Origin of the sequence: Micromonospora sp. CA-246542 (assembly GCF_050942905.1) — a bacterium.
Lineage (GTDB): Bacteria > Actinomycetota > Actinomycetes > Mycobacteriales > Micromonosporaceae > Micromonospora.
The window spans coordinates 6,920,774-6,935,753 of record NZ_CP192040.1; the positions used below are offsets into that span (position 1 = coordinate 6,920,774).

The window sequence follows — 14,980 nt, forward strand, 5'->3', positions numbered from 1 at the left end:
TGAGCCGAACCTCCGGTCCACCGTTCTCGCCACAGGCGCATCCATCGGTATAGTGGCCCGGTCCCCGGCTTCTGAAATGGTGCGGAGCCGGCCAGAATCCCGCCGACACCATCGGTCGCCAATCTCCTGCGGGGCGGCGACCGGCCGGAGCCCGCGTGGGAGACTGGGACGGTGGGCGACCCGGGCCCTCACGGCGAGTGAGCGGCACGTGTCATGCGGGAGGACATGGGTGAGGTGACGGCAAGCCTCCAGCGCCCGGTATCCAACGAAGGCCGGAGCAGACTCGTGCGGCACGTCGACAGCTTCGAGATCCAGCCGCCGACGCCGCCGTCACACAACGGCGTCCCTCGGTCGGCGTGGGCCAGGGCGCGACGACGTGTCTCCCGGTGGCACCGCCCCTACACCGCGATCCTGCTGCTGCTCGACTTCGGCGCGGCGGCGTTCGCCAGTTGGATCGCGATCCAACTCTTCGACCAGGCCGCCTCGGGTTTCTCCGGCACCAACCAGGACCCGACCTGGTTCCACACCATCTCCTACCTGCTGCTCCCGCTGGGCTGGGTGGTCATCCTCTGGAGCAACCGGGCGTACGACCGGCGGTATCTGGGGCTCGGCCCGGACGAGTTCAAGCGGGTGATCCGGGCCGCCGTCACCGTCGCGGCCAGCGTCTCCTTCCTCGCCTTCGCCACCAAGACCGCGCTGTCGCGGTGGACGGTGGGCACGGCGCTGCTCGGGGCGCTGCTGTTGATCCTGTGGGGCCGTTTCGTGGCCCGCTGGGCGCTGCACTACATCCGTCGACGGGCCGGTCAGGCCGCGCACCGGATGGTGCTGGTCGGCACCCTCCCGGAGTGCCTGGAGGTCTACGCGGCGGTCACCCGTAGCCCGGCCGCCGGCCTGATGCCGGTCGCCATCCACATCACCGACGGCTACGCGGCGGCCCGTGGGGTGCCGACGCCGGTGCCGGTGCACTCGGGTCGTGACGTCCTGGCCCTGGTCCGCGAGGTCGGCGGGGACACCATCGCCGTGTGCGGGTCGGCCAGCGCCGAGCCGGGCGAGCTGCGCCGACTGGCCTGGCAGCTCGAAGGCTCCGGGGTCGATCTCGTGGTCGCCCCGCAGTTGACCGACATCGCCGGCCCGCGTGTGCACATCCGGCCGATCGAGGGTCTGCCGCTGCTGCACGTCGAGGAGCCGACGCTCTCCGGGCCGGCGCTGCTGGCCAAGAACCTGATGGACCGGGTCGCCGCCGGCCTCGGCCTGCTGCTGCTGATCCCGCTCTTCATCTCGATCGCGGTGGCGATCCGAATCTCCGACCGCGGGCCGGTCTTCTTCCGCCAGCCCCGGGTGGGGCACGAGGGACGCACGTTCCGGGTGTGGAAGTTCCGGACGATGTACGTCGACGCCGAGGACCGGCTGGCCAGCCTCACCGACCAGAACGAGACCGACGGCATGCTGTTCAAGATGAAGCAGGACCCCCGGGTCTTCCCGGTCGGCCGCTTCCTGCGGGCCTCGTCGTTGGACGAGCTGCCGCAGTTGATCAACGTGCTCTGGGGTGAGATGTCGCTGGTCGGGCCGCGCCCGCTGCCCGCCGACGACGGCGACTTCCTGGGCGACGTGCGGCGCCGGCTGCTGGTGCGCCCCGGCATGACGGGGCTGTGGCAGGTCTCCGGCCGCTCCGACCTGTCGTGGGACGAGGCCGTCCGGCTCGACCTCTACTACGTCGACAACTGGTCGCTGGCGTACGACCTCAGCATCCTGTGGCGGACGGTCGGTGTGGTGCTCGCCCGCAAGGGCGCCTACTAGCGCGAGCGGCGGCGAGCCGTCAGGATCGCTGCGTGGGTGGCAACCTCTCCGCCGTCGTCGGCGTCGTCTCGCTGGTCACCGCGCTGACCGCGGCTCTGCTGGCGGTGCTGCGACTACGCGCCCGGCGCGGCATCGCCACCGCCACCCAGCGGGCCACCTACGAGGTGCTGCACACCGCCGGGCTGGCCGCCGAACCGCTCCGGGCGGGGCTGAGCGCGGCCGGCGCGGCGAAGGCCGTACGCCATCTGCGGGCCCTGGTGGGCGCGGTCGGGCTGGCGCTCACGGACGCCGACGAGGTGCTCGCCCTCGACGGACGCGGCACGCACCACGGCGAGCAGTTGCTCGCGGCGGCCCAGCGGTCGATCAGCTCCGGGCGGTCGACGGTGCTCGGGGAGTCCGACCTGCGCTGCGACCGGGTGGACTGCCCGATCCGGGGTGCGGTGGTCGCGCCCTGCACGGCGCCGACGCCCGGGTGGTCGGGGCGCTGGTGGCGATCGCCGACAACGCGCCGGCGCCGGGGCTGGTGCAGGCCACCCTGGAGACCGCGCACTGGGCCGGCAACCAGCTCGCCCTGGCCGAGCTGGACTCGTCCCGGGAGCGGCTGGCGCGGGCCGAGATCCGGGCGCTGCGGGCGCAGATCAGCCCGCACTTCATCTACAACGCGTTGACCGCGATCGGCTCGTTCGTCCGCACCGACCCGGAGCGCGCCCGGGAGTTGATCCTGGAGTTCGCGGAGTTCACCAGGTACTCGTTCCGGGCGCACGGGGAGTTCACCACCCTCGCCGAGGAGCTGCGGTCGATCGACCGGTACCTGACGATCGAGCGGGCCCGCTTCGGCGACCGGTTGCAGGTGCGGTTGCAGATCGCGCCGGAGGTGCTGCCGGTGACGCTGCCCTTCCTCTGTCTCCAGCCGTTGGTGGAGAACGCCGTCCGGCACGGGTTGTCCCGCAAGCCGGGCACGGGCATGGTGAGCATCGAGGCCCGGGACGCGGGCGCCGAATGCCACATCACGGTGGAGGACGACGGGGTGGGTATGGATCCGACCGCGCTGACCGCCGGCATCGCCGAACTGGCCCGCAGCACCGGCGACCCGGGTGACGACACGGGCCAGCACGTCGGCCTCTCGAACGTCGACGAGCGGCTGCGCTCCGTCTTCGGTGACCGTTTCGGTCTGGTCGTCGAGACCGGGCTGGGCTCGGGCACGCGGGTGAGCGTGCGGGTGCCGAAGTTCCACCCGGGCGTACGGGCCGGCTCGTGACCACCGGTTTCCTGCGCGTGTTGGCGGTGGACGACGAGCCGCCCGCGCTCGACGAGTTGGCGTACCACCTGCGGGCCGACCCCCGGGTGGCCCGGCTGCACACGGCCGGGGACGCCACGGAGGCGCTGCGGCTGTTGCGCGACGGCGACGTGGACGTGGTCTTCCTGGACATCCGGATGCCCGGCCTGGACGGCATGGAGCTGGCCCGGGTGCTGCGCCGGTTCGCCCGGCCACCGGCGATCGTCTTCGTCACCGCGTACGACGACGGCGCGGTGGACGCCTTCGACCTGGGCGCCACGGACTACGTCCGCAAGCCGGTACGCGCCGAGCGGCTGGCCGAGTCGCTGCGGCGGGTGATCGGTTCGCGGGTGGTGCCGTCGCACCCGGCGGCGCTGGCCCGGGCCGAGGAGGATCCGACCATCCCGATCGAGCTGGCCGGGACGACCCGCATGCTGCCCCGTTCGGCGGTGCGGTGGGTGGAGGCGCAGGGCGACTACGCGCGGCTGCACACCGCCGAGGGGTCGCACCTGGTGCGGGTTTCGCTCGCCACGCTTGCCGAGCGCTGGGCGGACGCGGGTTTCGTGCGGGTGCACCGGTCGTACCTGGTGCAGTTGAAGTTGATCGCGGAACTGCGCCTGGTGAACTCCGGCTACGTGGTGGTGGTCGACTCCACCGAGCTGCCGGTGAGCCGGCGGCACACCCGCGAGCTGAAGGACAAGCTGGTCAGGGCGGCGAAGCAGGATTGGAGTCGCTGAACCAGGAATGCCGACAACCATCCCGTACGTTGTACGCTAGGCCGTACGACAACCGGGAGGGCCGCCGTGACCGAAACACCGTTCGACGCCGAGACCGAGTTCGACAGCCAGCTCGACCGCCTGATGGAGTTGGGCTACCCGACCCTGGCCGGGATGACCGACAGCGCCTTCCGCGACCTGGTCGCGCCCCTTCGATCCCGAGCGGTCGACGGTGCCGCCGGCCTGCCCCGGCCCACCGACGCGCGGGTGCCGTTCCTGCTCGTCGTCACGCGCGACCTGATCGGCGTGGAGCCCCGACTCGAACTCACCACCCTGGCCGGCAAGCGCAAGCCCGGCTTCCTCGACCGGCACTACGCCGAGGACGACCTGCCGCGATTCGACCCGATCAAGGAGCTGGAGGTGCCCGCCGGGCCGGCCTATCTCCTCTTCGACGTCGACCGTGGTGAGGAGTTCCGCAACCTCGCCCCAGCGGCGGCCATGGAGGGCATGACCGCCCAGGATCGGCTTCCGCTGACCATCGACGAGGGGCTCGCCTTCATCACGCTCTACCCCGAGGCGCTGGCCAGCAACAGGTGCTTCTCGCTGGTCGGCTCGCGGTGCGGCGACAGGCGGGTGCCGGCGCTGTGGATCAGCCAGGGCGCCCCGAAGCTCGGCTGGTGCTGGTACGGCAACCCGCACACCTGGCTCGGCTCCGCCTCGGCCCGCCCCGAGCGCGTCGGCCTGGACGGTCAGAAGATGTCGGCGAGCGCAAGCGTCAGCGGGAACGGCCGTTCGCTGCGGTAGACCTCGCCCGCCGGCATGACGACCTGCTCCCGGTAACCGCCGGGCGCGTTCACGAGCACCGTCAAGGTCTGCTTGCGGGGCTCGACCAGCCAGTAGAAGGCGATGCCGGCCGCCGCGTACTCGTGCCGTTTGAGCACCAGGTCGCGGCCGGCATTGCTCGGCGAGATCACCTCGACGACGAGGAGCACGTCGACCGGATCGAGCGCGGCGCCACCCCGATCCATCGCGCTCTCGCGCGCGACGAACAGATCCGGGACGAAGTACGACGAGCGCTTCGCGCTGACGCCGATGTCCTGCCCGACGAGCAGACCAGCCGGTGCCTGCCGGTCGAGGATTCGGCGGAGGCGGTTGGCGACCGCGCCGTGGAAGACGTCCGCATGGGGGGACACGAGCAGGCTCCCGTCGAAGATCTCGTAGACCTGGTTGTCCTCGGGGAGGCCCTGGAGGTCGTCCACCGTCCAGGCGTCACCTCGGCCGGGCCGGGCAGGGTTGGTCACCGTCACACCTCCTCTCTACCGGTCCACCCTGACAGCTCGGTTGGTCGTCCACAACGAACCTCGGACGTTCGGGGAGGCCGGCCGCCATTACCACCGAGTTATCCACAGGGCTGACGGGTTCTCCACAGGTTGTTCACAACGCCACCCACTGATCTCCACGGTGGCTCCCTACAGTCAGACCCCATGAAGGAACGCCGCGTCCTGGTCGTCGAGGACGAACGCACCATCGCCGAGTCGGTCGCCGCCCGGCTCCGCGCCGAGGGTTTCGCCGTGGAGATCGCCACGGACGGCCCCAGCGCGGTCGAGCGGTTCCGGACCGGACAGCCGGACCTCGTCGTCCTCGACGTGATGCTGCCCGGGTTCGACGGACTGGAGGTGTGCCGGCGTATCCAGGCGGTCCGGCCGGTTCCGGTGCTGATGCTCACCGCCCGCGACGACGAGACCGATCTGCTGGTCGGGCTCGCCGTCGGCGCGGACGACTACCTCACCAAGCCGTTCTCGATGCGCGAGCTGGCCGCCCGCGTCCACGTGCTGCTGCGCCGCATGGAACGGGCCGCGGCCCCCGCGCCACCCGCCATCCGCCTCGGCGACATCGAGATCAACGAAGCCGAACGGCGGGTTCGCCGGGCCGGGGCGGACGTGCACCTCACGCCGACCGAGTTCGACCTTCTGCTGCACCTCGCCGGGCGACCCCGGACGGTGCTTCCCCGGGAACGACTGCTCGCCGACGTGTGGGGCTGGGCCGACGGCACCGGCACCCGCACCGTGGACAGCCACGTGAAGGCCTTGCGCCGCAAACTCGGCGCCGACCTGATCCGGACCGTCCACGGCGTCGGGTACGCCCTGGAGGTTCCCGCGTGACCGGCCGGCAGGTGGACTGGCTGGACCGGGTGCTGCCCCGCCCCCTCGACCCGGTCCGCTCGATCAAGATGAAGCTCGGCGTCCTGCTGGTCGCCTCCTGGGCGGTGGCCATCGGCTACTTCTGGTACGGCATCGGTTGGCTCCCACCGGGCACGGCGATCACCGCCATCTGCATCGCGCTGGTCACCTCGCAGGTACTCGCCCACGGGATGACCTCGCCGTTGCGCGAGATGACGGCCGCCGCCGGGGTGATGGCCCGCGGCGACTACACCCGTCGGGTACGCGCCACCTCCCGGGACGAGGTGGGCGAGCTGGCCCAGGCGTTCAACAAGATGGCCGAGGACCTGCACGCGGCGGACCAGCGGCGGCGTGAACTGATCGCCAACGTCTCCCACGAGCTGCGGACGCCGATCACCGCGTTGCAGGGCGTACTGGAGAACATGGTGGACGGGGTGGCCGAGCCGGAGCCGGCGGCACTGCGCGCGGCGTTGTCCCAGACCGAACGACTCGGGCATCTCGTCGCCGACCTGCTCGACCTGTCCCGTCTCGACGCCGGGGTGGTGCCGCTGCGCCGGGTCACCATCGACGTCGGGGACTTCCTCGACGAGGCGGTGGAGCACGCTACCGCCAGCGCGGCCGGCGCGGGGCTGGACGTGGACTTCCGGCTGCACGAGTTGACGACGCCGTTGGCCGTGCACGCCGACCCGTGGCGGTTGCACCAGGTGTTCGCCAACCTGCTCGACAACGCGGCGCGACACAGCCCACCGGGCGGCACCGTGCGGGTGAGCGCCGAGGAACACGCCGGACAGCTCCATTTCGAGGTCAGCGACGAGGGGCAGGGCATCCCGACAGCCGAGCGGTCCCGGGTGTTCGAACGATTCACCCGCGGCGACCGCGCCGCCGGGGGTGGAACCGGCCTCGGCCTCGCCATCGCCCGCTGGGTCGTCGAACTCCACGGCGGCCGGATCGCGGTCCTCGACCCGGTCGGCGCCGCCAAGGGCGCCCGTCCAGGCTGCCGCATCCAGGTCACCATCCCGAACAACGGCCCACACCGAGGAGAGGTCGCATGACCACCCCTGGCAGCACTCCGCCTCCGACCAGCGGCCCGGCGACGCCGGTCGCCGAAGCACCGGCACCGCCGACAGCCAACCCGTCGGCAACGCCGACCGGAGGCCCAGCGGCACCCCGGGCCGGAGGCCCAGCCGCACCGCCGACCGGAGGCCCAGCGGCACCCCGGGCCGGAGGTCCTGCGGCCCCGCCGACCGGCCCCGCCGGACGGCCGCTTCCGGCCTGGCCCCAGCCGATGGCGGCTGTACCCCGGCCACCGTCGCTGATCGAGCGGCGCTGGCCAGGGCCATCGGGTGCCGCGCGCCCGCTCGTCCTGGCGGCCCTGACGGCGGCTGCCGTCCTCGGCGCGTCGACGATCACGATGGTTCGTCCCGGACTCGGCTGGCTGGTGGCCGTGCTGGCCGGCACCGCCGCGCTGGCCGTCGCCGCCGTCGTTCGGGGGAAGCCGTCGACCACTCCACCCGCGTCGGCGACACCGACGCCACCGACCACCTCACCCAGTCCGACGACTCCGGCGACCCAGCCCAGCGCAACCGGCCAGCCCAGCCCGGCTACCCCGGCCGCCCCGACGGCCCAGGTCACCTCGACCACGCCGGCCACGACGGCCGGTCCGGCCGCTCCGACCACGCCGGCAGCCCAGGCCACGCCGGCAGCCCAGGTAACCCCGGCAGCCCAGGCCACGCCGGCGGCTCGGGTAACCCCGGCGGACCGGGTAACCCCGGCGGCCACCGCCCGTCCCGATGCCACGGGGGCATCGGGGCGGGCGGCGCAGGTCGTCTGGGCCGCCGCGACCGTCGCGTTGGTGGCCGTGGGCACGGTCCGGGCGGCCGGCTGGCTCTTCGCGCTCTGCCTGCTCGCCGCCGTGGTGACCGGGACGCTCGCGGTGACCGGCGGGCGGAGCCCGTTCGGGATGCTGCTGGCCGCGACCCTGCCGCCGGCCGCGACGGTACGGGCGCTCCCCTGGGCGGTACGCGGGCTGCGCGACACCCGACCGGCCGGCTCGGGTATCGCCGTCGGACGGGTCCTGACCAGCGTGGCGCTCTCCGCCGGTCTCCTGATGCTGTTCGGCCTGCTCTTCTCCTCCGCCGACGCGGTCTTCGCCGACCTGGTCAGCGGCTTGTTGCCCGACATCTCGGTGCCCGGCACGATCGGGTGGACGTTCCGTCTGCTGCTGATCGGCGGCGGTCTGCTGGGTGCCGCGTACCTGGTCAGTCGACCGCCCAACCTCGACGACCTGCGGCCTGGGCCGGCGCGGCCGGCGCACCGGCTGGAGTGGACGCTTCCGCTGGTGCTGCTCGACGCGCTGTTCGCGGCGTTCGTACTGGTCCAGTTGACGGTGCTCTTCGGTGGCTCGGGGCACGTGCTGCGCACGGCAGGGCTCACCTACGCGCAGTACGCGCGCGGCGGCTTCTGGCAACTCCTCGCCGTCACCGGGCTCACCCTGCTGGTGATCGCCGTCGCCGCCCGTCGGGCACCGAAGGCCACGCGGACCGACCGGCTGCTCGTCCGCGCGCTGCTCGGGGCGCTCACCGCGCTCAGCCTGGTGATCGTCGCCTCGGCGCTCTACCGGATGCAGGTCTACGCCGACGCGTACGGCGCCACCCGCCTGCGGCTCGTCGTGGCGACCGTCGAACTGTGGCTCGGGCTGCTGTTCGTACTGGTCGGCGTGGCCGTGGTACGGCTGCGGGCCACCTGGCTGCCTCGACTGGTGATCGGCACGGCGGTGCTGGCGCTGCTCGGGTTGGCCCTGGTCAACCCCGATCGGCTGATCGCCGACCGGAACGTCGACCGGTACCTGCAGACCGGCCGGTTGGACGTCGACTACGTGTCCGGCCTCTCGGCGGACGCCGTACCCGCCCTGGCCCGGCTGCCCGAGCCGATGCGGATCTGCGCTCTGTCCCGGCTCGCCGTCGAACTGCCACGGGACGGTGTCTGGGCGACGAACCTCGGACGGGAGCGCGCCCGCCCCGAGCTGGACCGAATCCCGGTGATCGGGCCGGCCTCGCACTGCCTCGTGCCGCGCGGCTGGTGAGCCTCGACGCTTGACAATCCGGCGAGGCGGGCAAGACTGCCGGGGTGGCCAAGCAACTCCCTGACGTGGGGTCGGGCGGTGCGGTTCCGCCGCCCCGGCGGGAACGGATCGTGTTGGCCGACATCACCCGGCGCGACACGCGCACCGAGCGGACCCGCGCCGAGCTGGCCCAGCAGACCCAGGTCGGCGAGGCGCTGGTCCGTGGCCTGGTCCGGGCCCAGCTCGCGCTGGCGTTGCGGTTGTCGCTGGTGGTCATCATCGGGCTGGGCGGGTTGCCGTGGCTGTTCGCCATCGCGCCGTCGCTCGGCCGGACCACCGTGGCCGGCGTCAACCTGCCCTGGCTGCTGCTCGGGGTGGCGTCGTTCCCGTTCCTGATCGCGGTGGGCTGGGCGTACGTGCGGCTGGCCGAGCGCAACGAGCAGGACTTCACCGATCTGGTGCAGCGGCCGGAGCACTGACGTGGGCAACGACTACGTGGTTCCGGCCATCGTCGCGGTCACCCTGGTCACCGTCGGCATCGGCTTCTATGGGCTGCGGCTGGCCCGGACCACGTCCGACTTCCTGGTCGCCTCGCGGGCCATCAGCCCGACCTGGAACGCCGCCGCCATCGGCGGGGAGTACCTGTCGGCCGCGAGCTTCCTCGGCATCGCCGGTCTGGTCCTCAAGTACGGCGTGGACGTGCTCTGGTACCCGGTCGGCTTCGCCGCCGGCTACCTGGCCCTCCTGCTGTTCGTGGCCGCGCCGCTGCGCCGCTCCGGCGCGTTCACGCTGCCCGACTTCTGCGAACTACGGCTCGGGTCACGCCGCCTGCGCATCCTCGCCACCGCCTTCGTGATCTTCATCGGGTGGCTCTACCTGGTGCCGCAGTTGCAGGGCGCCGGGCTCACGCTGGCCACGGTGGCCGGCTCCCCGTACCCGGTGGGTGCTCTTCTGGTCGCGGCCGTGGTCACCGCGAACGTGGCGCTCGGCGGGATGCGGGCCATCACCTTCGTCCAGGCGTTCCAGTACTGGCTCAAGTTGACCGCTCTCGCCGTACCCGTGATCTTCCTGGCGCTGCAGTGGCAGGCCGATGCCCGCCCGGCGGTGACACCGCCGGACGGGCCGACGTTCCGGGCCGCGACCACCGTCGTGGTCGAGCACCGCGCGACCCTCACCCTGGCCGACGGTGACATCCGTGAGGTACGCCCCGGCGACGAACTGACCTTCGCGGCCGGCGACCCGGTGCCGCAGGTGTCCGGAGTGGCCACCGACGCGGCGGACTGGTTGCTGCCCAGCGCCGCCGGCGCCGACGACCGGGGCCTGTTCGGCACGTACTCGCTGATCCTGGCCACCTTCCTGGGCACGATGGGTCTCCCGCACGTGCTGGTCCGCTTCTACACCAACCCCGACGGCGCGGCGGCACGCCGGACGACGCTGGTGGTGCTGGCCCTGGTCGGCGTCTTCTACCTGCTACCCACCCTGTACGGGGTGCTGGGCCGGATCTACACCCCGCAACTGCTCGTCAGCGGGCAGACCGACGCGGTGGTGGTCCTGCTGCCCGGCGCGGTCCTCGGTGACGGGCTCACCGGGCGGCTGCTCGCCGCGCTGGTCTCGGCGGGAGCGTTCGCCGCCTTCCTGTCCACCTCGTCCGGCCTGCTGACCAGCGTCGCCGGGGTGATCTCGACGGACGTGCTCGGCCGCGGCTCGGTACGCGGCTTCCGCTGGGCGACAGTCATCGCCGGAGGCGTACCGGCGGTGCTGGCCCTGCACGTCTCCGGCCTGGACGTCTCACAGGTGGTCGGGTTGGCCTTCGCGGTCGCCGCGTCGAGCTTCTGCCCGCTGCTGGTGCTCGGCATCTGGTGGCGCGGTCTGACCGACCTGGGCGCGGCCGCCGGCGTGCTGGCCGGCGGCGGGGCGGCGATCGGCGCGGTGCTGGTGACCGTCCTCGGCCCGCCGCTGTCCGGCTGGCCCGCCACCCTCACCGCGCAGCCGGCCGCGTGGACGGTGCCGCTGGCCTTCACCGTGATGGTCGCGGTGTCGATGGCGACCCGCCGCCGAGCACCGGCCGACGTAGCCGCCACCATGCTCCGCCTACACACCCCCGAAGCCCTGCGCCTGTAGCCCCGTTACCTTTTTGATCGTCCCCAGCCGGGGACCCTCGGTCGCCCGGCCCGGTATGACTTCCTGCCCCTGTCGTTCGGATGATCCGGGGGGTGTTGTCGCCGGGTCGGGTGGCGTCGGCGGACCGCTGATAGGGACACGGCCACCCGTGTTGGGGTAGGTCTCTTCGTAACGTGGCTGCCGGCAGTCCGACGCCTGGACCAGCGGCCGGGGCCACGATGCGATGCGTGGAGGCGGGTGCGGTGAACGACGGATTCGGCGTCTTCTTGGGCTTAGACGTTGGCAAAGAGGGTCACCACGCCGTCGGGTTGACGCCGGAGGGCAAGCGGCTGCACGACGCGGCGTTGCCGAACACTGAGGCGCGGCTGCGGCAATTGTTCGACAAACTCGCCCGTCACGGTCGGGTCCTGGTCGTGGTCGACCAGCCCGCCTCGATCGGTGCCCTGCCGGTCGCGGTTGCCCGGGCGTGCGGTCATCAGGTGGCCTACCTGCCTGGCCTGGCGATGCGCCGGATCGCCGACCTGCACCCCGGTGCGGCGAAGACCGACGCCCGCGACGCCTATGTCATCGCTGATGCCGCCCGCACCCTGCCGCACACGCTGCGGCGGGTCGACGTCGGCGACGAAACCCTGGCTGAGTTGGAAGTCCTCGTCGGCTTCGATGACGATCTCGCCGGCGAAGCCACTCGCGTGTCCAACCGGATCCGGGGCCTGCTCACGCAGATCCACCCCGCCCTGGAACGAGTCCTTGGCCCCAAGGTCAACCACAAAGCGGTCCTTGAACTGCTGTCCCGCTGCGGCGGCCCACTCGGGCTACGCAAGGCCGGCCGCCGCAAACTGCTCTCGATCGCCGCCGTCCACGCACCCCGGATGGGTGAACGCCTCATCGAGCAGATCATGACGGCCCTTGATGAGCAGAGCGTCACCGTCGCGGGCACCCGGGCCGCGGAGACGATCCTGCCCCGCCTCGCGGACAGCCTTCGCGACATCCTGAGACAACGCGACCAAGTCGCGAAAGAGGTCGAGGGGATGCTTGATGCGCACCCTCTTGCCCCGGTCCTGACCTCGATGCCCGGCATCGGTGTCAGGACCGCAGCCCGGATCCTGCTCGAAGTCGGCGACGGCACCGCCTTCGCCACCCCCGGGCACCTCGCCGCCTACGCCGGCCTCGCCCCCGTGACCCGACGATCCGGCAGCAGCATCCGCGGCGAGCACCCACCCCGCGGCGGCAACAAGAACCTCAAACGCGCGTTCTTCCTCGCCGCGTTCGCATCCCTCGCCGACCCCGTCAGCCGCACCTACTACGACCGCAAACGCGCCGAAGGTAAACGCCACAACGCCGCTCTCATCTGCCTCGCCCGCCGCCGCTGCGACGTCCTGTTCGCCATGCTCCGCGACAAGAACCCCTACCAGCCACACCCCACCAGCCCCGTCCCCGCTTGACGAAACTCATAGGGACACCCCCCCCGGCCCTCGCCCTCGCCCTCGCCCCCGCCCCCGCCCGCGCCCGCGCCCGCGCCCCCGCCCGCGATCTTGCACTTTCTGTCGCGGCATGACGGGCATTCTTCGCATTAGGACAACCGAAAGTGCAAGATCGCGCGAGGGTGTGGTGGTTTTGAGGGCTGAGACGGCCGTGCGGGCCTTACTACACTGCGGATCGTGGCAAACCCCTCGGATTTGAGCAGGTCCATTTCGGAGCTGCTGTCTACGCTCGACCGCGGTCACGCCGGAGGCGATCCGGAAGCGTCGAGCGAGCTGGCGCCTCCCCTCCAGGGCGTCGGTGAGGCTGCCGACGGACTGGTACGCGTGGTCGCCCTCCCGGGCGGACAGATCGAGTCGGTGTGGATCGACCCGAGGCTGATGCGCTCGGCGTCGGAGAGCCTGGCCGAGGAGATCCGCACGGCCACCAACGCGGCCCTGACGGACCTGCGGGCAGCGCTGGCCGACGCGACCGCCACGCCGGACACGGCGGCCATGCTGGAACAGCTGCGTGAGCTGCAACGTGGTGCCGTACCGCAGTTGCAGGGTCTCATCGACACCCTCGGCAGCGTTCAGGACCGGCTCTCCTCCGGTGGAAGGCCCTGACGTGGCCCGCATGGTGGACCCGGAGGGCCTGCGCGGGGCAGGCACCGACCTCCAGGACATCTCCGATCGCTTCCTCACCGAACTGCGCACCTTCCTGTCTGACCTGCAGGGGTTCGGCGTGCCCTGGGGCAACGACGACATCGGCAGCCTGATCGGCGCCGCCTGCGAGGAGGTGACCGCGTACGCGGCGGAGTGCTTCGAGTCGGCAATCGAGGAGCTTGGTGTGGTCGGCGTGGACCTCAACCGGATGGCACACCTCGTCGAGGAGGACGAGCGGGCCATCACGGCTCACCTGAGCGGGCTCGGCCAGGAACTCGGGTGAGGTGACGTGGGACTGCAACTGCCGGGTGAGCTGACCACCTTCCTCAGCATGATCGGGTACGACTGGCCGCAGGCGGACGAGACCGCGCTGGTCGAAATGGGCCAACGGTGGCTCGCCTTCAGCGGCACCCTGCAAACCCTGACGACGGAGGCGGGACAGGCGGCCCAGCCGGTCGCAGCCGGCAACGCGGGCGCCGACATCGACGCCTTCCAGGCGTACTGGACCGAGCAGGACGGGCCGGTGCAGGTGCTACAGGATGGTGCGCTCGCCGCCACCCTGGCCGGCACCGGCCTGATCATCATCGGCGCGATCGTCCTCGCCCTGAAGATCCAGGTCATCGTGCAGCTGGTGATCCTGTCGGTGGAGATCGCCCAGGCGGTGGCGACGGCGGTGGCCACGTTCGGCGCCTCGCTGGCGGAGATCCCCATCTTCCAAATGATCACCCGCGAGATCGTCGGCCTGCTGATCGACCAGGTGATCGGCGCGCTCCTCGATGGGTAAGCGCGGGCGCGGCAAGTTCATCCGGTCGGCCCTCTCCCACCTGCGCAAACAGAGGGCGCGAGCGCGGCGCGGTCAACGTACGGACGGCATGACGCCGGAACGGCTGCGGCACACCCTGCTCGGGGAACGCGACGGCAGAGCTTCGGGATGGCACCACCGACCGGGAGGCATCGACCCACCGGGCGCAAAGCTGATCAAGGTGACGAAACGGGACAGCCGAACTGGCGTCTACAACGGCAAGGTCGCCATGCAGAACCGACGCAATGGTGAGTGGCAGGAGAAGCGCGGCGGTAGCACCTTCTTCCCCGACCACTGGACACCGCAGGACGTCGACAACGCGATCACCCGTGGATTCAACTCGCCGGACGTCGTCAAGGATCCGCAGACCGGACGGTGGTCAGGCACGTTCAACGGTGTCCATCTGAAAGGCTTCTACGATCCAGAGACCGACACTCTCAGCCACGGCTACCCCACTCTGCCTGGAGGCACTCCTTGAGCACTATCGAGTTCCACTGGTCCAAGGAGCGCATCGCCGAGTACCAGTCGACAGACCAGCGGCTCGCTTGCCTCGGCATGTGGTTGACCGACGACATCCAGAGCGTCCACGAACTCTGCCTCGACCTGTTGGCCGATCTTGAGGACATCGCCGCCGGACGCAAGGAGAGCGAGAGCTGGGAGGGGAACGCCTGGGCCGCGGAGCTGAGCGCGGAAGGCGTCGACCTGCAGAATCTGTGGCGGGATGTCCTGCACGCCCACTATCCGCTGGCGGAGACCCGGCGGGTCGTGGCGCAGTACTGGCGGCTGCTCGCCGAGGACCCGGACCGCACGCGAGCGGTCGTCGAGTGGGAGAGCGAGAACGGGCGGACGCACCCGTACCCGGGGCTGTGACGGTCGGGTAATCGCCTCCCGGTCGGAACAGGGA

At 71.6% G+C, this 14,980-nt stretch carries 15 protein-coding genes and 1 pseudogene; 15 read left to right on the top strand and 1 reads right to left on the bottom strand.

What is annotated here, in order from left to right; all coding sequences use genetic code 11:
• Nucleotides 1–225 precede the first annotated feature (225 nt).
• The 4 genes and pseudogenes from ACQP0N_RS32275 to ACQP0N_RS32290 all read left to right on the top strand — a co-directional run bounded on the left by ACQP0N_RS32275 (nt 226) and on the right by ACQP0N_RS32290 (nt 4,593).
• Nucleotides 226–1,797 carry a sugar transferase gene (locus tag ACQP0N_RS32275; RefSeq protein ID WP_357131827.1) on the top strand — a complete coding sequence of 524 codons (1,572 nt, stop codon included), beginning with the start codon at nt 226–228 and terminating at the stop codon, nt 1,795–1,797.
• Nucleotides 1,798–1,829: 32 nt separating this feature from the next.
• A pseudogene (locus tag ACQP0N_RS32280) lies at nt 1,830–3,055 on the top strand (sensor histidine kinase).
• Nucleotides 3,052–3,810 carry a LytR/AlgR family response regulator transcription factor gene (locus ACQP0N_RS32285; RefSeq protein ID WP_053651534.1) on the top strand — a complete coding sequence of 253 codons (759 nt, stop codon included), beginning with the start codon at nt 3,052–3,054 and terminating at the stop codon, nt 3,808–3,810. Before ACQP0N_RS32280 ends, ACQP0N_RS32285 begins: the two are co-directional and overlap by 4 nt.
• 66 nt (nt 3,811–3,876) lie before the next feature.
• Entirely contained in the window at nt 3,877–4,593 is a 717-nt protein-coding gene (locus ACQP0N_RS32290) for a DUF5701 family protein (RefSeq protein WP_433116402.1), read from the top strand.
• Here ACQP0N_RS32290 and ACQP0N_RS32295 read toward each other — a convergent pair.
• Entirely contained in the window at nt 4,539–5,090 is a 552-nt protein-coding gene (locus ACQP0N_RS32295) for a Uma2 family endonuclease (protein WP_433116404.1), read from the bottom strand. The genes ACQP0N_RS32290 and ACQP0N_RS32295 overlap by 55 nt on opposite strands.
• Before the next feature lie 183 nt (nt 5,091–5,273).
• Between ACQP0N_RS32295 and ACQP0N_RS32300 the strand changes: the two genes are divergently transcribed.
• The 11 genes from ACQP0N_RS32300 (at nt 5,274) to ACQP0N_RS32350 (ending at nt 14,946) form a co-directional block, all read left to right on the top strand.
• Complete coding sequence (locus ACQP0N_RS32300) at nt 5,274–5,951, top strand: response regulator transcription factor (protein ID WP_433116406.1); 678 nt, start codon at nt 5,274–5,276, stop codon at nt 5,949–5,951.
• Entirely contained in the window at nt 5,948–7,021 is a 1,074-nt protein-coding gene (locus ACQP0N_RS32305) for a HAMP domain-containing sensor histidine kinase (protein WP_433116408.1), read from the top strand. The genes ACQP0N_RS32300 and ACQP0N_RS32305 overlap by 4 nt, the downstream gene beginning before the upstream one ends.
• Before the next feature lie 233 nt (nt 7,022–7,254).
• The gene (locus ACQP0N_RS32310; RefSeq protein WP_433116410.1) at nt 7,255–9,051 is read left to right on the top strand and encodes a DUF4153 domain-containing protein; all 1,797 of its coding nucleotides are present in this window, start codon (nt 7,255–7,257) and stop codon (nt 9,049–9,051) included.
• A 44-nt stretch (nt 9,052–9,095) separates the two neighbouring features.
• On the top strand, nt 9,096–9,509 hold the full coding sequence (locus ACQP0N_RS32315) for a hypothetical protein (protein WP_433116412.1): 414 nt from the start codon (nt 9,096–9,098) through the stop codon (nt 9,507–9,509).
• 1 nt (nt 9,510) lies between these two features.
• Nucleotides 9,511–11,151, top strand: coding sequence for a cation acetate symporter (locus ACQP0N_RS32320; protein WP_433116414.1), 1,641 nt, complete (start codon nt 9,511–9,513; stop codon nt 11,149–11,151).
• Between the two features lie 218 nt (nt 11,152–11,369).
• A complete protein-coding gene (locus ACQP0N_RS32325; protein ID WP_433116272.1) occupies nt 11,370–12,593 on the top strand; it encodes an IS110 family transposase in 1,224 nt (407 codons plus the stop codon).
• 216 nt (nt 12,594–12,809) lie between these two features.
• Nucleotides 12,810–13,235, top strand: a complete 426-nt coding sequence (locus ACQP0N_RS32330) for a YbaB/EbfC family nucleoid-associated protein (RefSeq protein WP_433116416.1) — start codon at nt 12,810–12,812, stop codon at nt 13,233–13,235.
• A gap of 10 nt (nt 13,236–13,245) precedes the next feature.
• Nucleotides 13,246–13,557 carry a hypothetical protein gene (locus ACQP0N_RS32335; protein WP_433121897.1) on the top strand — a complete coding sequence of 104 codons (312 nt, stop codon included), beginning with the start codon at nt 13,246–13,248 and terminating at the stop codon, nt 13,555–13,557.
• A 6-nt stretch (nt 13,558–13,563) separates the two neighbouring features.
• Nucleotides 13,564–14,058 (top strand): hypothetical protein, encoded by a 495-nt coding sequence (locus ACQP0N_RS32340; RefSeq protein ID WP_433116418.1) that lies wholly within the window; start codon nt 13,564–13,566, stop codon nt 14,056–14,058.
• An 88-nt stretch (nt 14,059–14,146) separates the two neighbouring features.
• A complete protein-coding gene (locus ACQP0N_RS32345) occupies nt 14,147–14,554 on the top strand; it encodes an EndoU domain-containing protein (protein ID WP_433116420.1) in 408 nt (135 codons plus the stop codon).
• Nucleotides 14,551–14,946: a hypothetical protein gene (locus tag ACQP0N_RS32350; RefSeq protein WP_433116422.1), complete on the top strand. Its 396-nt coding sequence runs from the start codon at nt 14,551–14,553 to the stop codon at nt 14,944–14,946. The genes ACQP0N_RS32345 and ACQP0N_RS32350 overlap by 4 nt, the downstream gene beginning before the upstream one ends.
• The last annotated feature ends 34 nt before the right edge of the window (nt 14,947–14,980 follow it).

Coding starts and splice junctions, on each gene's coding strand:
- ACQP0N_RS32335 (WP_433121897.1), top strand. CDS start 13,246: ATGGTGGACCCGGAGGGCCTGCGCGGGGCAGGCACCGACCTCCAGGAC.
- ACQP0N_RS32325 (WP_433116272.1), top strand. CDS start 11,370: ATGCGATGCGTGGAGGCGGGTGCGGTGAACGACGGATTCGGCGTCTTC.
- ACQP0N_RS32300 (WP_433116406.1), top strand. CDS start 5,274: ATGAAGGAACGCCGCGTCCTGGTCGTCGAGGACGAACGCACCATCGCC.
- ACQP0N_RS32275 (WP_357131827.1), top strand. CDS start 226: ATGGGTGAGGTGACGGCAAGCCTCCAGCGCCCGGTATCCAACGAAGGC.
- ACQP0N_RS32310 (WP_433116410.1), top strand. CDS start 7,255: ATGGCGGCTGTACCCCGGCCACCGTCGCTGATCGAGCGGCGCTGGCCA.
- ACQP0N_RS32345 (WP_433116420.1), top strand. CDS start 14,147: ATGACGCCGGAACGGCTGCGGCACACCCTGCTCGGGGAACGCGACGGC.